This is a genomic window from Pantoea sp. JZ29 (assembly GCF_035190385.1).
Taxonomy (GTDB): Bacteria; Pseudomonadota; Gammaproteobacteria; order Enterobacterales; family Enterobacteriaceae; genus Pantoea; species Pantoea stewartii.
The window spans coordinates 4,221,540-4,245,101 of the sequence record NZ_CP045241.1; the positions used below are offsets into that span (position 1 = coordinate 4,221,540).

The 23,562-nt window shown below is 52.7% G+C and carries 19 protein-coding genes; 5 read left to right on the forward strand and 14 right to left on the reverse strand.

Annotation, left to right across the window (positions count from 1 at the left end; all coding sequences use genetic code 11):
• Positions 1-37 precede the first annotated feature (37 nt).
• The 11 genes from wzyE to trxA form a co-directional block, all read right to left on the reverse strand.
• Positions 38-1,381: an ECA oligosaccharide polymerase gene (gene wzyE / locus GC090_RS19580; protein WP_006121440.1), complete on the reverse strand. Its 1,344-nt coding sequence runs from the start codon at positions 1,379-1,381 to the stop codon at positions 38-40.
• On the reverse strand, positions 1,378-2,445 hold the full coding sequence (locus tag GC090_RS19585; protein WP_058701513.1) for a TDP-N-acetylfucosamine:lipid II N-acetylfucosaminyltransferase: 1,068 nt from the start codon (positions 2,443-2,445) through the stop codon (positions 1,378-1,380). The genes wzyE and GC090_RS19585 overlap by 4 nt, the downstream gene beginning before the upstream one ends.
• On the reverse strand, positions 2,442-3,692 hold the full coding sequence (gene wzxE, locus GC090_RS19590; RefSeq protein ID WP_039339227.1) for a lipid III flippase WzxE: 1,251 nt from the start codon (positions 3,690-3,692) through the stop codon (positions 2,442-2,444). Before wzxE ends, GC090_RS19585 begins: the two co-directional genes overlap by 4 nt.
• Positions 3,692-4,822, reverse strand: a complete 1,131-nt coding sequence (rffA, locus tag GC090_RS19595; RefSeq protein ID WP_058708550.1) for a dTDP-4-amino-4,6-dideoxygalactose transaminase — start codon at positions 4,820-4,822, stop codon at positions 3,692-3,694. Before rffA ends, wzxE begins: the two co-directional genes overlap by 1 nt.
• On the reverse strand, positions 4,809-5,516 hold the full coding sequence (gene rffC / locus GC090_RS19600) for a dTDP-4-amino-4,6-dideoxy-D-galactose acyltransferase (protein WP_006121436.1): 708 nt from the start codon (positions 5,514-5,516) through the stop codon (positions 4,809-4,811). The genes rffA and rffC overlap by 14 nt, the downstream gene beginning before the upstream one ends.
• 35 nt (positions 5,517-5,551) lie before the next feature.
• Positions 5,552-6,811 (reverse strand): UDP-N-acetyl-D-mannosamine dehydrogenase, encoded by a 1,260-nt coding sequence (wecC, locus tag GC090_RS19605; RefSeq protein ID WP_054634728.1) that lies wholly within the window; start codon positions 6,809-6,811, stop codon positions 5,552-5,554.
• Positions 6,808-7,938, reverse strand: a complete 1,131-nt coding sequence (wecB, locus tag GC090_RS19610; RefSeq protein ID WP_110268649.1) for a non-hydrolyzing UDP-N-acetylglucosamine 2-epimerase — start codon at positions 7,936-7,938, stop codon at positions 6,808-6,810. Before wecB ends, wecC begins: the two co-directional genes overlap by 4 nt.
• Before the next feature lie 10 nt (positions 7,939-7,948).
• On the reverse strand, positions 7,949-8,998 hold the full coding sequence (gene wzzE, locus GC090_RS19615) for an ECA polysaccharide chain length modulation protein (protein WP_033737408.1): 1,050 nt from the start codon (positions 8,996-8,998) through the stop codon (positions 7,949-7,951).
• 25 nt (positions 8,999-9,023) lie between these two features.
• The gene (gene wecA, locus GC090_RS19620; protein ID WP_039339214.1) at positions 9,024-10,100 is read right to left on the reverse strand and encodes a UDP-N-acetylglucosamine--undecaprenyl-phosphate N-acetylglucosaminephosphotransferase; all 1,077 of its coding nucleotides are present in this window, start codon (positions 10,098-10,100) and stop codon (positions 9,024-9,026) included.
• 279 nt (positions 10,101-10,379) lie between these two features.
• The gene (rho, locus tag GC090_RS19625; protein WP_006121431.1) at positions 10,380-11,639 is read right to left on the reverse strand and encodes a transcription termination factor Rho; all 1,260 of its coding nucleotides are present in this window, start codon (positions 11,637-11,639) and stop codon (positions 10,380-10,382) included.
• 341 nt (positions 11,640-11,980) lie between these two features.
• The gene (trxA, locus tag GC090_RS19630) at positions 11,981-12,313 is read right to left on the reverse strand and encodes a thioredoxin TrxA (RefSeq protein ID WP_006121430.1); all 333 of its coding nucleotides are present in this window, start codon (positions 12,311-12,313) and stop codon (positions 11,981-11,983) included.
• A 117-nt stretch (positions 12,314-12,430) separates the two neighbouring features.
• Between trxA and rhlB the strand changes: the two genes are divergently transcribed.
• Positions 12,431-13,723 carry an ATP-dependent RNA helicase RhlB gene (gene rhlB, locus GC090_RS19635; protein WP_033737345.1) on the forward strand — a complete coding sequence of 431 codons (1,293 nt, stop codon included), beginning with the start codon at positions 12,431-12,433 and terminating at the stop codon, positions 13,721-13,723.
• 7 nt (positions 13,724-13,730) lie between these two features.
• Entirely contained in the window at positions 13,731-15,215 is a 1,485-nt protein-coding gene (gene gppA, locus GC090_RS19640) for a guanosine-5'-triphosphate,3'-diphosphate diphosphatase (protein WP_324020653.1), read from the forward strand.
• Positions 15,216-15,243: 28 nt separating this feature from the next.
• Here the strand turns inward: gppA and rep are convergent, their stop codons facing one another.
• The gene (rep, locus tag GC090_RS19645; protein ID WP_033737343.1) at positions 15,244-17,265 is read right to left on the reverse strand and encodes a DNA helicase Rep; all 2,022 of its coding nucleotides are present in this window, start codon (positions 17,263-17,265) and stop codon (positions 15,244-15,246) included.
• A 141-nt stretch (positions 17,266-17,406) separates the two neighbouring features.
• Here rep and ppiC point away from each other — a divergent pair, with 141 nt between their 5' ends.
• Complete coding sequence (gene ppiC / locus GC090_RS19650) at positions 17,407-17,688, forward strand: peptidylprolyl isomerase PpiC (RefSeq protein WP_039339212.1); 282 nt, start codon at positions 17,407-17,409, stop codon at positions 17,686-17,688.
• Here the strand turns inward: ppiC and GC090_RS19655 are convergent, their stop codons facing one another.
• Both GC090_RS19655 and pdeH read right to left on the reverse strand, forming a co-directional pair.
• On the reverse strand, positions 17,689-19,749 hold the full coding sequence (locus tag GC090_RS19655) for an AsmA family protein (RefSeq protein WP_039339211.1): 2,061 nt from the start codon (positions 19,747-19,749) through the stop codon (positions 17,689-17,691).
• Between the two features lie 63 nt (positions 19,750-19,812).
• Positions 19,813-20,586, reverse strand: a complete 774-nt coding sequence (gene pdeH / locus GC090_RS19660; protein WP_172913517.1) for a cyclic-guanylate-specific phosphodiesterase — start codon at positions 20,584-20,586, stop codon at positions 19,813-19,815.
• A 268-nt stretch (positions 20,587-20,854) separates the two neighbouring features.
• Between pdeH and GC090_RS19665 the strand changes: the two genes are divergently transcribed.
• Together GC090_RS19665 and GC090_RS19670 are read left to right on the forward strand one after the other, a co-directional pair.
• On the forward strand, positions 20,855-21,787 hold the full coding sequence (locus GC090_RS19665) for a 2-dehydro-3-deoxygluconokinase (RefSeq protein WP_039339208.1): 933 nt from the start codon (positions 20,855-20,857) through the stop codon (positions 21,785-21,787).
• 899 nt (positions 21,788-22,686) lie between these two features.
• Positions 22,687-23,559, forward strand: a complete 873-nt coding sequence (locus GC090_RS19670; protein WP_006121422.1) for an alpha/beta hydrolase — start codon at positions 22,687-22,689, stop codon at positions 23,557-23,559.
• Positions 23,560-23,562 lie beyond the last annotated feature (3 nt).

Genomic DNA, 23,562 nt, shown 5'->3' on the forward strand with positions numbered 1-23,562 from the left:
TATTGTTTTTCCCTTTCATACCAGAGGTGCATCAGCGTCAGGATGGGCTATGCAGCGGACGTTCTCTACGGCTGCGAATCAGACCGACATGATTCAGTAATCCGTAAAGCAGTTTCGCTACCGCCAGGCAGGCCGCAAAAATAAGGCAAAAAAACACCACGCGGGAGCCAAATGCATCCAGCCCTTCACGCGCCAGTACAATCATGTTGAATACCGCACCAAAACAAAAACTTTGCAGAATGGCCCCCGTATAGCGATTCGACTCACTGCGTCCGCGCTTATACAAGCTATCAAAGCCTTTAATTATTAAGCCCACAGCCACAGCACCTGGCACTATCGCCCCAATACCGCCCATCACCAGCAGTGAACCGATTAAGGTAGGAGAGATCGCCAGACCTGAATGGTTATTAAGCACCTCCCATGTGAAATAGTTGGCACTGTTGAGGACGGTCAGAGGACGATCGGGCCACAGCCATGACGGGATAAATACATAGAAATCACGCCACATGGGCGCTAAACCCTGAAAATCGATTTTATGGTAATTTTCGAGCAGCAACGCCAGATTTTCCCAGGGCGAAAAAGTGTCCCGGGTCAGATAAAGAAAGGTATAAAACGCTTCTGCGCCCATTACGTCCAGGTTATAGCGTCGCAGCGCCAGCCAGAACATACCGGCAATGGCCATCACGCCAGCGACGGCCAGCATCCATAAGGTTATCCAGCCACGCGTAATTCCGATAAACAGAAACAGCGCAAAAGCGATGATGATATTGGCACGCGTCCCGCCAACCAGCGCATAGGTCAGCAAGCCAAAACTGACGGTGACAATCAGAAAGAGCAGCCAGTTACGGCGTGTAGGATGTAAAAAATACGGGATCAACATCGCCGGAATAAAGAAATAGAAAAAGCGCTTCAGAGCGACACCGGAAACCTCACTGGAAAAGATCTGGTTGTAGGCTGTGAGGCGAAATAATAAAAAGCCGTTATGGATGAAAAAAACCGTCACGGTCGCGATGGCGACCAGCGCCAGCAGGCCACAGGTCAAATGCGTCTCCACACGGTTCATCTGTAGCCAGGGCCGGGCAGGTGATGTCGCCATCGGCCTGAGACGGACCTTGTAACTGACAAAGTAAATGACATAAAACGCTGTGGCAGACAGCATCGCCTGCAGTAAAAAATCGGCCGGCACCACCTGAGTGTCAAAACGAAACACCAGAATGCTGGTAAGCGGAAACCCAAAATAAAAGGTCAGCAGAAACAGCAAGGTAAAAAACAGGTGAAAGTTAAATCGTTCCTGTTTCATCTCGCGTACATTCAGCGTGACGATGATCATGAGTGACAGCACGTAGACTAACAGCAGACCACTAAACGCCAGTAGACTCATGAAGGCTCTCCTTCGCAAAGGCGCAACGCCGCCTGCCAACCCACGAGATAGCCCGGCGCCAGAAACGCAACGTGCTGCTTGTCGCATCCCATGAGCTGTCGGCGCGCTTCTGCAACGATAGCAGGCGTCAGCGCATCATCGCTGAACAGGACCGGAAGCTGTTGCGCGGTGACATCACGCCAGAAAGGATTTTTACGCGTCAGCACGAAGGGGATATTGGCTTGAATCAACAAACACAACGTGCCTACGCCCTGCTGCCGCTCGAACATAAAATAGCCTAAATGGCAGCGCGCCAACAATGCCAGATAATCATCGAAGGCCAAATTTTCACGCAGTAACGTTACCTGCCCCTGAGGAAAAAGCCTGTCAGCGGCATTCTGAATCCGGGCAATATACTCATCGTTATTGGGCGGATAGCCAAGCGGCACCGCAATACGCACATTCTGGCCAAACTGCGCCCGAATCGCCTCCAGCCCTTCTGTATGACGATTACTGGCATCGCCTGAATTCCCCAGCAGCACCGTCAGGATGTCATCCGGGCGGGGCGTTATCGCCGCGGTGGGTAAACGGGTTGGAAAGTAAAGTAAGGTGCGCGGTACCGAAGGATGGCGTTGCTGATAATGATACAGATCGCCTTCAGTCGCGAAGACACGTGCAATTCGCCCCTGCGCAATACGACGCAGAAAATAAAACAGGCGGAATTTGAGGCTGCGCGAGTCTTCATATAAATCGGCGCCCCAGACGTGCCAGTACACCTGAGACCGGTGCAGCCTGCCACTCAGTAACGCCAGCCACAGCCAGGGATTAAACTGTCCATGGCAAAAGAAACGCTGCTCGCGCTGTTTAGCCCGGCGTAAAAGTGCTTCAGAGAGCGCTTTCTTGCTGCTAAACGTTTCAATGCGCAATGCATCAAAGCCAATAAGGCTTTCCGGCTGCCTGGTGACCACCATAAAGTGACGCGCCACAGGCGCAGGCAGTTCGGTGCTCATCACGTCATTAAAAAAACGCAACACCGTGAGATTGTGATGGGGAATATCCGATCCCAAAACGTGAATCAAAGTCATTTTCTTCGGCAGTAGAGAATAAAGGCGCCACAGCAGAGCGCGAAATAGGTAATGTACGTGAACATATAGGCTTGCGCTGCGCCACTGGCACCGTGTAACGGAATCAGCCAACGGGAAAACAGGGTCAGTAACGCAAACTGACTGATTTCCGTCAGCACATAAAAACGTAACGATGCTTTCGCGATGACCAGATAGCCAAAAACATAAGCCCCCACTTTAAAAACATCCCCACACAACTGCCAGACGAACAGATCCCGCATATCATGGAATGCGGCAGAAAACAGCAGGCGGATAGCGATATCCCGCATTATCCACACGATCAGGCTGGCCGCCGCGACAGCCGGCAACACAAAGCGCAATGCCCGTCCGATCTCTCGTGCAATCTCTGTTTTGTTTTCTAACCTGGCCAGCGTGGGCAGCAGCCAGACGCTAAAGGTTGCGGTAATAAACTGCAGGTAAGCATCGGAAATACTGGTTACGCCCTGCCATAAACCGACCTGAGCCCAGCCGTTGTGAGCGGCAAGTTGGTTTCGCATCATGACCCAGGCAACCGGAAGCGTGACGGCGGTGATCAGTGCCATCAGCGTATATTTTGCCAGCTGACGCGCCATCTCAGGCTGCCACTGCGGACGCAGCCAGCTTAAGGGCAGCGGCACACGATACCTGAATATCACCAGGGCAGGAATAACCAGTAATGCCGGCACCATCGCTAAACCGGTTAATGCGCCCGCGTACCCTCCCAGCCCCCAGCACAGCATATAACCGGCTACGCCAGTCACGCTGCCTGTCATCAGCGCCAACGCATTACCCTGTGCATCCCGGTAGCCTTTAATTAAAGCCAGAATGAGATTGGCCCAGGCAATGCCGAACTGCAAAAAAGCAACGATACGGATAACGTTTTGATAGCGATCGTGCCCAAACAAGGCGGTACTGACAGGGGCTGCAGCAAGCAAAAAAACCAGCGCCAGCAGTGTTGAAAAGCCTGTCACCATCGCCGAGGCCGTTCCAACCAGCGCGCGCAACGGCTGCGGTTGCTGGCGATATTGCGCGACAAAGGTTGTGACGCCGTTGAAAATCCCGGCCCCCGCCAGAACGCCCAGCACCGTGATCAACTGTCGAAAATTCCCCGCCTGACCAACGCCTTCCGGGCCGTAACTGATCGCCAGCAGCTTGACCACCAGCAGGCCCACGGCAATTTTGACCAGAGTTGAAGAGGCCGTCCATACAGAGGCTTTGGCTAATGACATCAGGAAAAGAAGCTCAGCAGTGAGCTGATAACCGTGCTCTGGTTATTATCTGACAGGTTAAAAAACAGCGGCAGCCGCAATAAGCGCTCACTTTCGGCCGTGGTGAAGCGGTCATCGCCCGCAAAACGGGAAAACTGCAGGCCAGCAGGTGAAGTGTGCAACGGAATATAATGGAAAACGGCCAGGATTTCGGCCTCTTTAAGCCAGTTAATCAACGCCTGACGATGTTCCTGATCGCGCAGTTTAATATAGAACATGTGCGCGTTGTGCTGGCAGTCGGCCGGAACCGTGGGCAAGGTAATGTGGCCGCTTTCTGACAGCGGTTTTAGCGCATTATAGTAGCGCTGCCATAACCGCAACCGCTGCTGGTTAATACGCTCGGAGGCTTCCAGTTGCGCCCAAAGATAAGCCGCCTGTAGATCCGCCATCAGATAACTGGATCCCATATCGCGCCAGGTATATTTATCTACCTGACCACGAAAAAACTGGCTGCGGTTGGTGCCTTTTTCACGGATGATTTCCGCACGCTCAACCAGGCTGGCATCATTAATCAACGTTGCACCGCCTTCTCCGCCCGCCGTGTAGTTTTTGGTTTCGTGAAAACTAAAGCAGCCGATATGACCGATAGTGCCTAAGGCCCGCCCTTTATAACGTGACATCACGCCCTGCGCAGCATCTTCAATGACAAACAGCTTGTACTGGGCCGCCAGCGCCATGATCGTGTCCATCTCACAGGCAACGCCGGCATAATGTACCGGTACGATAGCACGCGTTTTATCCGTGATGGCGGCTTCGATGAGCGTTTCATCCATATTCATCGTGTCAGGGCGCACATCCACAAACACGATTTTTGCGCCCCGGAGTACAAAGGCATTCGCAGTGGACACAAAGGTGTAACTCGGCATGATGACCTCATCGCCGGGTTGAATATCGATCAGCAATGCCGCCATTTCCAGTGATGCGGTACAGGAAGGCGTCAGTAACACTTTTGCACTGCCGAAACGCTGTTCCATCCACTGCTGGCAACGGCGCGTAAAACCACCATCGCCACAGAGCTTGCCGCTGCTCATGGCCGACTGCATATAGTCGATTTCGCTGCCCACAACCGGGGGCGCATTAAAGGGAATCATGACCTCTCCTGTAAAACCAGTACGCCGTGCTTTCCAGTCGTGCACCACTGCGTAAATAAAGACGCATCGCCGTGAGATTGCTGATTTGTGTTGCGACGCGCAGCCGATCGAGCTGGCGTACACGTCCCCAGTCAGCTGCCGCCAGCATCAGGCGCTGACCAATGCTTTGCCCCTGCGCCGCAGGCACGACAGCCAGTAAGCCAATGCGGGCATCGCCATCTACCTCACGCAAAGACACGAATCCCTGCAGCGCACCGCTGTCATCGCAGGCCACCAGACACTGATGATCAAAGGTGCCAAGTACCGCATTTTCAATCCACTGCGCGTAAAAACGTCCGCTCTCTTCTGGCGCAAACCACGGCGAACGAAACCGACTCTGGCGGAAGGCCTGAGAAGCCGCCTCACGCAGTGCGGGGATCTGGCCTTGACGGGCAATACGAACCCCCGTTTGCCGCTCGGTTCGTTTAATCGTGAGGGACAACTCCGCCTCGCCCTCCACCAACTGGAACTGATGTTGATTCAGGGCGTCAATAGTGGCGGTCTGATCAGCGGGCACTTTAATTTGAAACAACGCACAAGGATGCTGAAGCGCGCTTTCCAGCGGCAATGTTCCACCCGTTTCCAGTCTGACAGACTGGATGCCAAAAAACTGGCTCTCCCAGTCGAGGGGATTGACCTTAACGTGAACGGACATGTGTTCCTCAGAGCTTTGTTAATCAGCGTCTGTTTTCAGCGCCAGACACCTTTCGTATCAACGACCCATTGCTGGGTCACGTGCGCCGCATCAATGGCGCGGAACGCCTGATGATCGACCAGCATCACCAGAATATCGGCCTGTTGCAGCGCCTGCTCTGTTGACACCAGCGTGGCCTGCGCTTCCAGACGTTCGGGAATCTGCTCAATATGCGGTTCAGTCACCCAGGTACGGCCCTGATGCCAGTCTGCAATCAAATGGGCGACTTCCATCGCCGGGCTTTCACGCAGGTCATCAATATTTGGCTTAAACGCCAGGCCAAAACAGGCAATCGTCAGATCGCTGGCGCGCTTATCGGTTTGCGTCAGACAGTCTGCCAGTGCTTTTTTTACCTGCTCCAGTACCCAGTGTGGCTTGGCATCATTCACTTCGCGGGCGGTACGGATCAGTCGCGCTAAGTCAGGGTTCTGCGCCACGATAAACCAGGGGTCGACGGCAATGCAGTGTCCGCCTACGCCGGGACCGGGTTGCAAAATATTCACACGAGGATGACGGTTTGCCAGCGCAATAAGCTCCCAGACATTAATCTGCTGCTCAGCACAGATCAGGGACAGCTCATTGGCAAACGCAATGTTTACGTCCCGGAAGCTGTTTTCGGTCAGCTTGCACATTTCGGCGGTACGGGCATGAGTTTCCACGCACTCGCCCTGGAGAAAAATACGATATAACGCGCTGGCACGGGCAGAACAGGCTGGCGTCATGCCGCCAATAACACGATCGTTTTTAATCAGCTCGACCATGATCTGGCCGGGCAAAACACGCTCAGGGCAGTAAGCAATAAAAACGTCCGGTTCATCGCCCTGCTGGGGGAAACGTAAATCAGGCCGCTCGGCAGCCAGCCACTCCGCCATCTGCTCGGTACTGCCTACCGGAGACGTCGACTCCAGAATCACCAGATCGCCTTTTTTCAAAACCGGTGCGATGGATATTGCGGCCGCCTGCACAAAACGTAAGTCGGGCTGGCGATCGGCCTGGAAGGGCGTAGGGACGGCAATCAAAAAGGCATCCGCCGCTTCCGGTTGCGTGGTGGCACGTAAATCGCCACGCGCAACGGCTGCCTGCACCACCTGTTCCAGATCGGGTTCGACGATATGAATGGCACCGCGGTTGATGGTGTCAACAGCCCGGGCATTGATATCAACGCCCACCACTTTTTTTCCCTTTGAGGCAAAAACGGCTGCGGTAGGCAGCCCAATGTAACCCAGTCCAATGACGGAAATGGTTTCAAAACTCATAAGTTGGCTCTGTTATCTTTTAAGGCTTGTAAGATTCGCCCGCAGGCATTGCCATCCCCATAGGGATTATGGGCGCGGCTCATGGTCTGCCAGGCCTCGTCGTCATTCAGTAATGCGCTGACTTCGGCAACAATCTTCGCCGTATCCGTTCCCACCAGTTTTACCGTTCCCGCGTCAACCGCCTCTGGCCGTTCCGTGGTTTCACGCATCACCAAAACGGGTTTACCCAGTGAAGGCGCTTCTTCCTGAATTCCGCCAGAATCGGTGAGAATGAGCCAGGCACGATTCATGAGCCAGACAAACGGCAGATACTCCTGCGGCTCAATCAGTACAATGTTCTTGATGTCGCGCAGAATGCGGTTAACGGGCTCATGGACATTCGGGTTGAGATGCACAGGATAAACGATCTGCGCCTCAGGGTGCTGACGCGCAATTTCGGCTAAAGCGCTACAAATACGCTCAAACCCCTCGCCAAAACTTTCCCGCCGATGGCCCGTTACCAGTACCAGCTTTTTGTTTTCATCCAGAAACGGATAACGTGCAGCCAGTTGCGCATTAATGGCGTTATCATCCAGTACCCGATCGCGCACCCACAGCAGGGCATCAATCACCGTATTGCCGGTAATCACAATGCTGTCATCGGGCAGATTTTCATCCAGCAGGTTCTGTCGGGAACGGGAGGTTGGCGTGAAATGCAGCCGTGCCAGATGGCCTGTCAGTTTACGATTGCCCTCTTCAGGCCACGGCGATGCCAGATCGCCTGTCCTTAAACCCGCTTCAACATGGCCGACAGGTATTTGTTGATAGAACGCAGCCAGACTGGCCGCCAGCGTGGTTGTGGTGTCACCGTGAACCAGAACAATGTCGGGTTTGAAATCGAGAAGGACGGTGTGCATGCCTTGCAGGATACGGCAGGTTATTTCCGTTAATCCTTGTTCAGGCCGCATAATATTGAGGTCGTAGTCAGGCTGAAGCTGAAATAAGCTCAGCACCTGATCGAGCATTTCACGGTGCTGTGCGGTTACGCACAGCCGTGATTCAAAAGCTGGATCCTGTGCCAGGGCCTGAACGAGTGGTGCCATCTTAATGGCTTCAGGTCGGGTGCCAAAAACTGTCAGAACTTTCACACTGTTTCTCTCAATCTTGTGTATCTGACATGGGTCGCCGACGACGTGCCAGTGCCACACCGGCGCCAACCAGTGCCCCTACCGCGCCCCACATCACCATCATAAATACCCGGCGTGGGCTGTCACGTGACACCGGCTCTTCCGGTGTACGTAAATAACGGTAGGTCTGAAATTTATTGGTTAACGCAGGTCCTGCATCCAGTGTCGTCAGCATCGCTTTATTTTGATCGTAGCTTATATCAAAGCTCGGTCCCGTCGCACGCAGGGTGTCGAGTTGCCCCTGCAATAGCGGCTGACCGATTAAAAACAGATCGCTGTCAGCAAGACTCTCACTGACTTCATTCGTCTGTTTTTCAGTAATTCCTTTTTGGCTGGCCACCTTCAGCGCCTGTTCCAGACGATGAATGCGACGCTGGAAGACGGCATTCGCCACAGCTTCCTGACGCCTGACCTGTGCCTGAAGTTGCGCATCTCGTGCCTGCCACGCACCTTTTAGCTCCGCGTTGAGATGACGTGCTGCGCGCTCACTGGCATAGGCAATGTACTGACGCAACAGGTTGTTGGCATCGCTCGCCGTTTCCGCTTTCAGTTTGACGCTGTCGAACGTGTTACGCGCGGTATCCGCTGGCGTAAACTGGATGTTATCAATTAGCTCATCTAACAGGACCGCATCATTGTGCGCATTGCCGCTTTTCCGGCTTTTGTAATAGTCGGTTTGCAGCCAGAACTCGCGACGAGTATCCCAGGAGGAAAGCTGCACCAGAAACTCATGATAAACCTCATCCATCACGTTGGGAGACGCGCTGGTTAACGTCACGGCGTCATTGCGTACATCCAGGTTATTGAGAAACTGCTGCTGTGAATAGTACGAGCCCAGCATATTCACCGTTGGACGTCCTGTAATCGCTGTTGTGCTCCATACCTGTTTCATCAGTAGCGTCGCCAGCCAGGCTGCCACTGCAAACAGCACTGCGCAACCGACTATCCAGTGCTTTCCGCGCCACAAGCGGCAGCACAGGCCGCGAATATCCAGTTCGTTCTCCACAACGTTTGCAGGCATCACAGCGTCATCCTTTTTAAGTCTTTTATTTGTCAGTATCAGCAGGGACATTCATACGACGCTTAAAACGCCGGATTCGTCTTGCTATGCGCCAGGAGTGCTTGAGGCAATAGCCGTAAGCCATAAACGCCAGCAGAAAAAGAACCAACATTACCCATTCAGGTACAAAGGCGAGGTATTCGCCTAATACGCCAATACCTGCGAGCAAGGCCGCAGCAAGCGTAATCAGCACGAATGCCTGACGTGAGGTAAACCCCGCACGCATTAACAGATGGTGGATATGCTGACGGTCAGCTGAAAAAGGACTCATGCCTTTACGCAGACGACGATACATGATGGCAACCATATCCATTAATGGAATGGCGATTAACCATAATGCAGTGACCGGTGAAATGGGATGACTTAATCCCTGAGTGGTTTCCAGCAAAATCCAGATGATGGTGAAGCCAATCATCGTACTGCCGGCATCACCCATAAAAACTTTATAGCGTCTTCCCAGCAAACCAAGATTGAGAATGATATACGGGAGAATGGCGACAATCATTGCAAAACACCACATCGCCAGGCTGTACTGTCCGTCCAGTAAGAGAATAATTCCCATTGCACCAAAGGTGACGGAGGAAAGCCCCCCCAGCAGACCATCAATACCGTCCACCATATTGAAAGCATTAATCGCTGCCCAGACGGCAAAAAGGGTCAACACATAGCCGAACGGCCCGACGATCAACTCCACCGGACCGATGATAAAACCCAGACTCAGTAGATAAAGTTTTGCGCCCGCCATCATCACAATGGCCACCGCAGCTTGTATCACCGCACGTATTTTAACGCTGATGTCAAACCGGTCGTCGAGTGCGCCGACAATGACTAAGATTGCCGAGCAACTTAAATAGAGCGTGGCATGGGGCAGATAATAGTTCGTAATGGCAAAGGCAAACGTAATGCCTGCAAAAACAGAAATACCACCGACTAAGGGGATATCGCCATGGTGGCGTTTACGCGAGTTGGGTGAGTCAACCAGCCCTACCTTTTTGGCTGCTTTACGAGCAAGGAAAAGAAACGCCAGGGAAAAGACAAAAACTAAACCAAGCTCAGTACTCATAGTGAGTAAATTCACGTTAAACGCTCTCAGCTATCATCCTGGATACACACAATACGCGAAAGAAGGCGCATATTACCGTCCCAGATTCCGAATTCGGCATTAAGCGGTGTACGAACGGTCAACCGTCCACCACTTCCACCGTCATTATTATTACGCCTGCCAGACCACAATCCTATAGCCCGTAAATGAAAAACGCCACGTCAGAACGTGGCGTCAGAGCTATTTTATGATCTTTTAAAGTAAAAAAACGTCATCCTGTTCAGATGACGCTTAAAAGAATCAGGAACGCTTCATCATATCGAAGAATTCATCGTTGGTTTTGGTCATGGCCAACTTGTTGATCAGGAACTCCATCGCGTCGATTTCGCCCATTGGGTGAATAATTTTACGCAGGATCCACATTTTCTGCAGTTCTTCCTGAGAGGTTAACAGCTCTTCTTTACGTGTACCGGAACGGTTGTAATCAATGGCCGGGAAGACGCGTTTTTCCGCAATCTTACGTGAGAGATGAAGCTCCATGTTACCGGTGCCTTTAAACTCTTCGTAAATCACTTCGTCCATTTTCGAACCGGTATCCACCAGCGCAGTCGCGATAATGGTCAGGCTGCCGCCCTCTTCCACGTTACGCGCCGCACCAAAGAAACGCTTAGGACGATGCAGGGCGTTAGCATCCACACCACCTGTCAGCACTTTACCGGAGGCCGGCACCACGGTGTTATAGGCACGGGCCAGACGCGTAATGGAGTCGAGAAGAATGATGACGTCTTTTTTATGCTCAACCAGGCGCTTAGCCTTTTCGATCACCATCTCTGCAACCTGAACGTGACGCGAAGCCGGCTCATCGAAGGTTGAGGCAATCACTTCGCCTTTGACCAGGCGTTGCATCTCTGTCACTTCTTCCGGACGCTCATCGATCAGCAACACCATCAGCACGCAGTCAGGATGGTTATAGGCAATGCTCTGTGCGATGTTTTGCAGCAGCATGGTTTTACCGGCTTTTGGCGGAGCAACAATCAGGCCACGCTGACCGCGGCCAATGGGCGACGCCAGGTCCAGTACGCGCGCCGTTAAGTCTTCGGTTGATCCATTACCGCGCTCCATACGCAGACGGCTGTTAGCGTGCAGCGGCGTAAGGTTTTCAAACAGAATTTTGTTGCGCGAGTTTTCAGGCTTGTCGTAGTTGACTTCATTAACTTTCAGCAGCGCAAAATAGCGTTCACCTTCTTTTGGTGGGCGAATTTTGCCGGCGATGGTGTCACCAGTGCGGAGGTTAAAGCGGCGAATTTGGCTGGGAGAAACGTAGATGTCATCAGGACCGGCGAGGTAGGAGCTGTCTCCAGAGCGGAGGAATCCAAATCCATCCTGCAATATCTCCAGCACACCATCACCGAAGATGTCCTCGCCGCTTTTCGCGTGCTGCTTCAGGATTGAGAAAATAATGTCCTGCTTGCGCATACGAGCCTGGTTTTCCAGCCCCATATTCTCGCCGAGGGTAATCAGCTCAGAAACCGGCGTATTTTTTAATTCGGTAAGATTCATAGTGATGGGTTCTTAAACTCGGGGTAATACTCGAAATGTTTGTCGTGAATGGTATGGCAGTTAATCCATGCCTGTTCTGTTAATGACTTTTCAACTCTTCTCAACGATCGTTGTCTTGAATGATGACTGGAAGCGAGGAGTCGGTCGATTTAAGTCAGAGTAGAGCTAGTCGTTAGATTGCTAAACCGCTGGTAGGTACAGTGCGACAGGGTTTAACAAGGGAAAACTTTGAATGCTAACTACAAGGTATGATCATAGTGCAGTGAAAATAAGTTAGCACGCTTAAAAGCGAACGTCCAGCAGGAGGAAAAAATTTAACCACTGCCGAACGTTCAGCCCGCTTACGCCAGGTTGGCGTTCAGGAACTCTTTTAATTGACCTTTGGACAATGCGCCCACTTTCGTTGCAGCGACTTCACCGTTTTTAAACAGCAGCAGCGTCGGGATGCCACGAATGCCGTATTTCGGTGCGGTACCTGGGTTATCGTCAATATTCAGCTTAGCGATGGTCAGCTTGCCATCATACTCTTCTGCAACTTCATCAAGGATTGGGGCGATCATTTTACAAGGACCACACCATTCAGCCCAGAAATCTACCAGTATAACGCCGTCGGCTTTCAGCACGTCGGTGTCGAAACTGTCATCGGTCAGATGAACGATTTTATCGCTGCTCATGTTTTACTCCACAAGATTATGCCTGGCGAATTGGCGTAATATAAACCAATGTTGGTTGACTTTATTTCATCGGATACGCTTTCGTAAAGCGATAGTAAGCTGATATTCTACCACACTATGAGCAAAACACACTTAACTGAACAGAAGTTTTCCGACTTCGCCCTGCACCCACAGGTAGTGGAAGCCCTTGATAAAAAAGGGTTTCATAACTGCACGCCTATTCAGGCGTTAGCACTGCCATTTACGCTTTCAGGGCGTGATGTCGCAGGTCAGGCGCAAACCGGTACCGGCAAAACGATGGCGTTTTTAACGTCAACGTTTCATCATCTTCTTTCTCACCCTGCACCAGAGGGACGCCAGGTTAACCAACCACGCGCGTTAATTCTGGCACCTACGCGTGAACTTGCCGTGCAAATTCATGCGGATGCAGAACCGCTGGCGGCATCGACCGGCCTGAAACTAGGCCTGGCTTACGGTGGCGACGGCTATGACAAGCAGTTAAAAGTTCTGGAAAACGGTGTCGATATTCTGGTCGGCACCACGGGTCGCTTAATTGATTATGCGAAGCAGAATCACGTCAACCTCAGCGCCATACAGGTCATGGTGCTGGACGAAGCCGATCGCATGTTCGATCTCGGCTTTATTAAAGATATTCGCTGGTTGTTCCGCCGCATGCCACCCGCAACTCAACGCCTGAGCATGCTGTTTTCGGCCACGCTCTCGTATCGCGTGCGTGAACTGGCCTTTGAGCACATGAACAGCGCCGAATACGTTGAAGTCGAGCCGGAACAAAAAACGGGCCACCGCATTAAAGAAGAGCTTTTCTATCCTTCCAACGAAGAGAAAATGCGTTTGCTGCAAACGCTGGTGGAAGAAGAATGGCCCGATCGCGCGATTATTTTCGCCAATACGAAACATCGCTGTGAAGATATCTGGGGCCATCTGGCTGCGGACGGTCACCGTGTCGGCTTGCTGACCGGCGATGTGGCTCAGAAGAAGCGTTTACGCATTCTGGATGACTTTACCAAAGGTGACATCGATATCCTGGTAGCGACCGATGTTGCGGCACGTGGCCTGCATATTCCCGCAGTGACACATGTCTTTAACTACGATCTGCCTGATGACCGCGAGGACTACGTTCATCGCATTGGCCGTACAGGACGCGCAGGGGCAAGCGGCCACTCAATCAGCCTGGCATGCGAAGAGTACGCGTTAAATCTGCCGGGTATTGAAGAGTACATTGGTCACAGTATTCCGGTGAGCAAATACAACAGCGATGCGCTGTTAAGTGAACTCCCGCCGCCGAAACGTCTGACGCGTAATCGTACAGGCAACGGTCAGCGTCGTGGCGGAAATAACGCCAGTCGTCGCGGTGCTCCACGTCATAACAACCGTAAACGTTCGGGTTAAGTTCACCATGCTAAGCGCATCGACACTCTATGCTGCGATTGATTTAGGATCTAACAGCTTCCACATGCTGGTAGTCAGCGAAGTGTCTGGCAGTATTCAGACTATCGCCAAAATCAAACGCAAGGTGCGCCTGGCTGCTGGCCTGGACAGCGCCAATCATTTGTCAGCTGAAGCGATGGCGCGGGGCTGGCAATGTTTGCGGCTTTTCTCGGAACAACTTCAGGATATTCCGCCTGACCAGATTCGGGTGGTGGCGACGGCTACGCTGCGTATTGCAGCAAATGCACAGGTCTTTCTGAATAAGGCTCAACAGATTCTGGGCTGCGCCGTCAATGTGATTAGCGGTGAAGAAGAAGCCCGTCTGATTTATCAAGGCGTGGCGCACACCACCGGCGGCTCCGATCAACGTCTGGTTGTCGATATCGGCGGCGGCAGTACCGAGTTAGCCACCGGTGACGGCTCCCATGCCAGCGTGCTGTTTAGTTTGCAGATGGGCTGTGTCACCTGGCTGGAACGCTTCTTTGGCGATCGTCACCTGGCGCAGGAAAATTTTGACCAGGCAGAACAGGCCGCCAAAGCCATGCTGCAGCCCATTTCGGCAGAACTGCGCAAACAGAGCTGGCAGGTTTGCGTCGGTGCATCCGGCACCGTGCAGGCGTTACAGGAAATCATGGTGGCACAGGGCATGGATGAGCGCATCACCCTGAGCAAACTCCAGCAGTTAAAGCAGCGCGCTATTCAATGTGGCAAGCTGGAAGAGCTTGAAATCGAAGGACTGACGCTGGAACGTGCGCTTGTGTTCCCCAGTGGGCTCTCAATCCTGATCGCCATTTTTCAGGAACTCAATATCGACAGCATGACGCTGGCCGGTGGTGCACTGCGCGAAGGGCTGGTGTACGGAATGCTGCACTTACCTGTTGATCGTGATATTCGCAGCCGTACTCTGCAAAATGTTCAGCGCAGGTTCAACATCGATGTGTGCCAGGCCGATCGGGTACGTCAGCTGGCTGAAAGTTTTTTTCGCCAGGTCAGCGTGGTCTGGAAACTGGATCAGCGCTGTCGGGAATTACTGCTGAGCGCCTGTGCTATCCACGAAATCGGGCTGAGCGTCGATTTTCGTCAGGCACCTCAGCATGCTGCCTACCTGGTTCGCCATCTTGATCTGCCGGGTTTTACGCCCGCGCAAAAAAAGCTGATCGCCTGCTTACTGCAAAACCAAAGCGGCAGCATCGATCTTGCGTTACTGACCCAACAAAATGCCGTACCGCCGCGTCTGGCAGAGCGCCTGTGTCGCCTGCTGCGCCTGTCGATTATCTTTTCCAGTCGCCGTCGCGATGACACCCTGCCTGCCGTACGTATGCAGGCCGATGATGAAGCGCTGAATGTCACATTGCCGGCGGGCTGGCTGGATGTACATCCGCTTCGGGCGGAACTGCTTGAACAGGAAAGTCATTACCAGTCCTATGTACACTGGCAGTTATCGCTGACCTGAGTACTTGCGGTTACGCCCGATCGGCGCATTAACCCTTTTTCGCCTTTTCCAGCATCGCCCGTAATCCGGCCACCCGACTCTGGCCGGTTTTCATTCGCTCTTCAGCACTGACCACCTTACGCTCGGTTTCCCACACCACATCATCCTGCGGCAGCTCCAGCAAAAAGCGGCTGGGCTCGGGGCGAACCAGTTCACCGTACTGACGGCGCTCACGGCATAAGGTGAACGTCAGCTCTTTCTGCGCACGGGTGATACCGACATAGGCCAGACGGCGCTCTTCTTCAACGTTATTTTCATCAATACTGCTCTGATGCGGGAGCAATCCTTCTTCCATGCCAACCAGGAAAACATAGGGGAATTCCAGCCCTTTAGACGCATGCAACGTCATCAGCTGCACCTGGTCTGACTCGTCGTCACTTTCGCCGCGCTCCATCATGTCGCGCAACGTAAACCGCGTGACGACCTGGGCCAGCGTCATCGGCTCATCCAGATCGCTCCCTTCCAGCATTTCCGTCATCCATTGAAACAGCGTATTGACGTTTTTCATGCGCATTTCAGCGGCTTTAGGGCTACCGGAGGTTTCAAACAGCCAGCTTTCATAATCGATGCCGCGAATCAAATCACGGACAGCGTTCACGGGTTCCCGCTCACTGAGCTGGATAATCTCATTGAGCCAGTGAGTGAAGCGCTGCAGATGCTCAAGACCGCGGCCGGTCAGGGTCTGCCCCAGTCCCACATCGAAGCTGGCGTTAAAAAGACTTTTACTGCGGATAGTGGCCCATTCACCCAGTTTTTGCAGCGTCGCCGGGCCAATTTCACGCCGGGGAGTATTCACAATCCGTAAAAAGGCGCTGTCATCGTCGGGGTTAGTGAGTACGCGTAAATACGCTAACAGATCTTTTATTTCTGGCCGTGAGAAAAAGGAGGTGCCACCTGAAATCCGGTAAGGGATACGGTTCTGCATCAAGAATTTTTCGAATACCCGGGACTGGTGATTCCCCCGGTACAGAATGGCGTAATCTTTATACTGCGTTTTATTGATAAAGTGATGAGCAATCAGTTCACCCGTTACCCGCTCGGCTTCGTGTTCTTCACTGTTTGCGCTCAGCACTTTCAGTTCACTACCGATACCCAGTTCAGAAAACAGGCGCTTCTCGAACACGTGCGGATTGTTGGCAATCAGGATATTGGCAGCTTTAAGGATACGCTGTGAAGATCGGTAATTCTGCTCAAGCTTCACCACTTCCAGCGTCGGGAAATCCTCATTCAGCAGGACCAGATTTTGCGGACGCGCTCCGCGCCAGGAATAGATCGACTGATCGTCATCGCCAACGACAGTAAAACGCGCTCTGGCACCCACCAGCAATTTAACCAGTTCGTACTGGCTGGTATTGGTATCCTGATATTCATCGACCAGCAGATAGCGAATACGTTGCTGCCAGCGCTCGCGCACTTCCTGATTACGCTGTAGCAGAAGGGTCGGCAACAAGATCAGGTCGTCAAAATCCAGCACATTACAGGCTTTAAGGTGCTGATCATACAGGGCATAGCAGTGCGCGAAAACGTTATCGCGCTCCGAACGGGCTAATGCCGCCGCCTTGGGCGGATCAACCAAATCATTTTTCCAGTTGGAAAGGGTGGAAATCAACTGCTGCAGTAAGGTCTTGTCCTCTTCCAGCCACTGGCTGGTCAGGTCTTTAAGCAGGGCCAGTTGATCCTGGTCGTCGAACAGGGAAAAGTTAGACTTCATTCCCAGCGCCGCATATTCGCGCTTAATAATCTCCAGTCCCAGGGTATGGAATGTCGAGATCATCAGGCCGCGCGCCTCCTTACGCCCCAGCGTTTGCGCGACGCGCTCTTTCATTTCACGTGAGGCTTTATTCGTGAACGTCACGGCCGCAATGTGGCGCGCCTGGTAACCGCACTCCCGAATCAGATGTGCGATCTTATTGGTGATAACGCGGGTTTTACCCGAGCCAGCCCCCGCCAGCACCAGACAGGGACCGGTGACAAATTCGACGGCACGTTGTTGGCTGGAGTTTAAACGCATAGGGAATCGCTCTGTTGGAAAAAGATACCCGCTTCGCCTCACACGCGTGCCAACGGCATGAACGCGGTGCCGTTAACGTCTCTGCGATTTGAAAAGACGGGTTTATAATGGAGGGCAATTATACACAACAGAGACACCATCATGGCGAAAACTGCCGCGGCTTTACATATTCTGGTGAAACAGGAGGCAGAGGCGAGAGTCTTGCTGGAGAAGTTGAAAAAAGGGGAGAATTTCCAGCAGCTTGCTAAAAAACACTCCATCTGCCCTTCAGGCCGAAACGGCGGCGATCTGGGTGAATTCCGGCGGGGAAAGATGGTAGCTGCATTTGATAAAGCGGCCTTCACCTGCCCACTGTTACAACCCTTTGGGCCGGTGAAAACCGCGTTTGGTTACCACATCATCAAAGTGCTCTATCGCAACTGATTATTTTTTGCTTTTCATCTGCTGCAATACCCGGCTGCACTGATTTTCATCATTATCGCTGGGGGAAATCAGTGCCAGTAAGGCCGCCGCCGGTGCTACCACGGCACCCAGGGCAACGGCTGCCGCACCACGCGCCAGTAGTGGCCCGGTCTTCACACCGGCATCCGGATTTTTAAACGTACCACGGACGTACAGCGGTGAGCGCAGGGTCACGATACGAATGCCTTTACTCTCTGGATTCACAGACAGGTCCAGACGTTCAGTGGCGAAATTCGCATTTCCCGTCACGTTGATGACCGCATTTTCCGTATCGAACACAAACAGGTTTGGCGTGGCCAGACCGTTTTGCAATTTCAGATCCGTTGCCGCACAGTTGATGCGCACCTCATCATCACCGAACAGCTTACCAACCAGATAGTTACCGACATTTAATCCGGCAATCTCCATCAGATTGCGGCTAATCAGCCCGTCGTTCATTAGCAGCTTGAGTTGGCCGTTACTGGTTGCGAGCAGGTCAGCCACAGAATTGCCCGTGCCCGTCAAGCTGGCATCACCGTTAAGCTGTCCCAGACTGTTTTGCATTGCCTGTACATTGGGAAACAACTGGCGCAGGCGAAGTTTGCGCGCATGAATATCCGCGCGGCCTCGCATGGGAGAGCGATCGCCTTCTAAACGAATAGTGCTGTTCAGGTTGCCCCCGGCCATACCAAAACGCAGCGGATCGAGCAGTAGATTACCGTTATCAAGCTGCAAATGCGTGTAAAGATCGCTTAACGGCAAGGAATTACTGTGTTCGATACGTTTGCCACTGAACTTCACGTCAGCATCCATCACCGACCAGTTTTTCGTATCGAATTGATCATGAGGCAAAACACGATCGGCAGGCTGTGTCGATTTTTCGCCGCGCTTTGCCTTAGCCTGTTGCGTTTTCTCACTGCCTTTGCCGGAGTCAACGCCAATAAGCGGCCCCAAATCTGCCATACGCAATTGGTCAGATCGCAGTTCCCCTACCAGTTTAGGGCGAGGTTTGCCCTGGCTGTAGGTCAGGGAGCCATGAATATCGCTATCGCCAATGTGCCCATTGAATGCCTGATAGCGGAAAACAGACCCATCTTTACCAGTGAATTTAGCAATAAGGCGACCATCTGTTTCATAGGGCGGCGTATCCGGTAATAACACGCCCGTCAGGCCATACAGATTCGCCAGCGTGTCGCCAGAAAAACGCAAACGCACATCCAGTCCGCCCAGATTTAACGGATCCTGCACACCGCCAGAAAGCTGTACCCGTGTAGTACCGTTACGGACATCCGCCTGCACCGGGAACGGTGTCGTCTGGCTTCTCAGTGATAACATGCCGCCGAGCTTACCCTGGCCCGTGAGTTTTTCATTGTTATAGCGCCCTTCGGCCTGCCAGCCGAAAACAAAGTCGCCCGCCCCTTTTTGGCTGTCGTCTCCACCCGCGATTTGCGCGAAAGGCACAGGTTTGCCAAGCGAATTGAGTTTTACAGTGACATCAGCCTTGTTAACCGCATCGCGATAAAGCAGGGTTCCCTGATCGAACAGAATATTGTCCAGCCGAAATGACCAGGCGGAAGGCGGCGCATTGTCGTCTTTGCTGTCACTCTCAGCGAGCGTAAACGTCCAGTTGTTTTTCTTGTCGGCGGTTTGAATCAACCGGGCATCCGGCTGCTGTAGCTTTATCCAGGGGATAAAGACTTGTTTGTGCAGCAGTGCCAGCGGCGCAAGCGTTGCGTCGACGCGCTGGAGATGAATCATGGTGACATCGGGAATATCAGGCGGATTGCCCAGCATGATGTCTTCGGCATGCAGATGCGGCCAGGGGATAAAACTGCGCCATCCCGGTTCGTCGCGTTGTCGTTGCCACGCGATACCCAAATCACCACGAATGGCAAAAGGTCGGTTCAGTTCTGCTGAGACTTTTTTGTTGATGGTCGGCTTCAGGCGATTCCAGTCGAATGTGGCAATGACAATGACCACGACGACGATCACCAGGACTAAAATTCCCGCTATCCAACTGACTATTTTTCCAGCGCGTGACATTAGGCATCCTCCCTGCTCTTTCACGGTCTCCGTTAAAGATAGTCGAGAGCGAGCCGGAAGGGATCAATCAAGCTGGACAGGCAGGTACACCAGTTCCGAAAAAGGGGCGGGGCGTGAGAAAAAATATCCCTGCGCCGCAATGGCCGGAGAGGCTTTTACCTGCTCCCATTCATCCTGCGTTTCCACGCCTTCAACAATAACGCCGTTACAGTAGCGGTTAATCAGCGACAACAGCATAGGAAAGAGTGTTCGCCCTTCCCCCGATGCACACAACAAAATAAACAATTCGCGCGACAACTTGATGTAGTCGTATTTCAGCTCCGTCAGGGCAGAAAAATTTGCCATCCCTGAGCCGAAATCATCCAGCCAGAGCGGCCCCAACTCCGGCATTTGCGCCACCATCTCTTCCTGAGGCAAAACGTGGTGCTCGGTCAGTTCAAAGCGCACCCAGGGCAATCGGGTGATAAGGCTGCGAATCGGCAGATGGTGTTGTATTAATGACAGAGAGGGGCCGTCAATATTGACTGATGCCATGACCTCATTATCGGCAAAGAAAGCTTCCCACTGGCTAAGCAACGTTAACTGCTCCTGCACAACGTCAAGGCGCTCTGCTATCTCCAGCTCAGCAAAATACGCTTCCGGGGAGAGTTTTTTTTCAGGTTCAGACGGATGCATGACCGCCGTCAGCAACTCAATCGCCAACAGCCGCCCAGAGACTTTGTAGATAGGCTGAAAGGTATACTGGCGTTGACACTGTCGCCAGAAGAGGCGCTTTTTCTGCTGGGGAGTGATGTCAACTGAAGAAGGTAGCCATTGACTAATATTCTCCATAACCATGGTCTTTTCCTGGTTGATAGTAAGCGCCTTCATTTGGGCGGCTTAGCGGCAATTATCGTTTGTATTTCGATACATAGTGAAAATCTGGCCACATAGGAGCCACGAGTCTACGCGAGTTTTGACACGACAATCGCCGAAACAGGGCGCGTTATCGGGTTAATTATCATGTTTTAGCGCCCTAAATTAAATTAAAACACTGTTTTAAAAAGTTGACGACAGGCCTTACAAACGCGAGACTGAAGCGAACTTTTACTACAGGCCTGAAACCATGACGCAGATAAAGATCGCTATTATTGGTGAGTGCATGATTGAGTTGTCCGAGAAGGGTGAGAACCTCAAACGCGGCTTTGGCGGTGACACGCTGAATACTGCGGTTTATCTGGCCCGGCAGGTCAGTCAACAGGATGTACGGGTTGATTATGTCACCGCACTGGGCATTGATCCCTTTAGCGCAGAGATGATGACTCGCTGGCAGGCGGAAAACGTCAATACTGCACTGATCCAGCGCCTTGAAAACAAAATGCCGGGTTTGTACATGATCCAAACCGACGATCAGGGCGAACGCTCCTTTTGGTACTGGCGCAGTGATGCGGCAGCCCGTTACTGGCTTGATGGCCCGGGTGCCGACGACATTTGCCAACAGCTTAAACATTACGACTATCTTTATCTGAGCGGAATCAGCCTGGCTATCCTGCCTGACGACAGTCGCGCCCGGCTCATGCAACTGCTCGCAGACTGTCGGGCAAACGGGGGGAAAGTGATATTTGATAATAATTACCGCCCGCGCTTGTGGAAAGATAAGGTCACTACTCGCCAGGCTTACCAGACAATGCTCGAAAACACGGATATGGCGTTCCTGACGCTGGATGACGAGCACCAGTTATGGGGCGAACAGTCTGTTGAGGACGTCATTGCCCGCGCACGTGATGCGGGCGTAAAGGAAGTCGTCATCAAACGCGGGGCAGAATCGTGCCTGATTGCGTTTGAAGACCAGCCATTGGCCGAGGTGCCTTCCGTCGCGCTGCCAACAGAAAAGATTGTCGATACCACGGCCGCCGGCGATTCATTCAGTGCGGGCTACCTGGCCAGGCGACTTGTCGGCGCGACGACAGAAGAAGCGGCACGGCGCGGTCATCTCACCGCCAGCACAGTGATTCAGTACCGCGGTGCGATCATTCCGCGTTCGGCAATGCCGGAATGATTGCCAGTCGCTCATAACGGGGACACCGGTACAGGCAGCATGTCTGTGCCTGAAGGAAAACGGGGGTGGATACGAAGCACATTAATCTGTTCTGTCTGGTATACGCGACAGGGAAAAAGCGTCAGGCTTTTACAAAGCGAGTGGGTGTAAGACGCAGATTATTGAGCCAAATCCCCCCATCCTGTTTTTCAAAAACCGCGGTACGAAGCCCAGACGTTATCCGCAGGCAAAGGATATTCAACGATACGGTACCGCCTGCGCTCGCTGAAGGGAGCTTCGATGGCATGGCTTTTGCCATCAACGCAAAGGCGCAGAATGACGTCGATGCGCTAACAGCCTTGGCAGACAACCGTGGGACACCGTAGTAAAGCCGCCAAAACTGTTCACGAAGGTAACTCAAGGGGACAGTTCCGTGATCCGGAGGGCTGTTACTGAAACGCCACCTGAACGCCTTCTGGAGAGTTGACGGTCAGGATACACTGACGATTAATAAGCCCCCATGAAGCGGGACGATATATTGAGCCGCAATGGCATCGTACCGTCCGGCATCCAGACATTATGTTTCCTGAAACATCACAGGGGAATAAATTCCTGCTATTTCCGTCAGGACAACATGAAAAACCGTTCATTTAGCTTAAGTCAGCTCAGCCGTTTTAACGCCGTCGCCTCTGGTCCTCATCTGTTAACGGTTTCTAATCTTAATGCGTTTTTATTCCTTTTAAATTATCAAGTTAGCCAGGCAGCTTCAACGCCAGGCATAGTCCGAATCTCATGTATAAACCGCTTTTAGGTTGGACGATTACATTAAAACAGGCCATCTTTTAAACAGCGACAGCAGGATGCTGTTCTCACGGCCGCGAACAAAACAACGACAACATTTCTCGCATCAGGACACTGCTATGAATACAGAAATTATTAATATCTGGCCAAATGGTGATGCGCCAGGTGCCAGCGATTCTCGTGCTCAGCCCCAGATTGTGGATACCGCAAAAGAGTATGAACCCTACGACCGCGTAGCAACCGGTGTACGCTGCCCGGAAATGGCTATCTGGCATCCTGTTGAATCCAATGGCATCACCTTGCTGGTTGCGCCAGGGGGCGGCTACCAGCGCATCATGATTGATCGTGAAGGCAGTGCGCTGGCAACGTTCTTTACTTCGATGGGTTATACCCTGGCGGTAATGACTTATCGCCTGCCCTATGATGGACATCACGAAGGACCAGATGCACCGCTGGCCGACGCACAGCGCGCCGTGCGCGTACTACGTGAACGGGCACAGCGCGGGCTAAACGGAAAATATATTGTGATGATGGGCTTTTCTGCTGGCGGCCACGTCACCGCGAGCCTGGGTACGCGTTTCGGCGAAAAACTTTATCCCGTTCAGGACAGTGCAGAAAACCTGTCGCCTCGGCCGGATGCAATGGTTCTGGTTTATCCGGTCATCAGTATGCGCGATGGTCTGGCCCATGAAGGATCACGCACACGCTTATTAGGTGCCTGGCCCGATCAAAAAACTATTGATGCTTATTCACTCGAGACCCGGGTTCACAGTCAGGTGCCGCCTACGTTGCTGATTCATGCCGCCGATGATGATGACGTGCCAGTGAATAACAGCATGGTATTTTTTAGCGCGTTACGGGAACATAACGTCCCCGTGGAAGTGCATTTTTATCAGAAAGGCGGGCACGGCTTCGGCATTCGTGGTGTAGCGGATTTGCCCCTTGCCAGCTGGCCGATGCTGGTGACCGAATGGCTCAGGGCAAAAACCTGATCA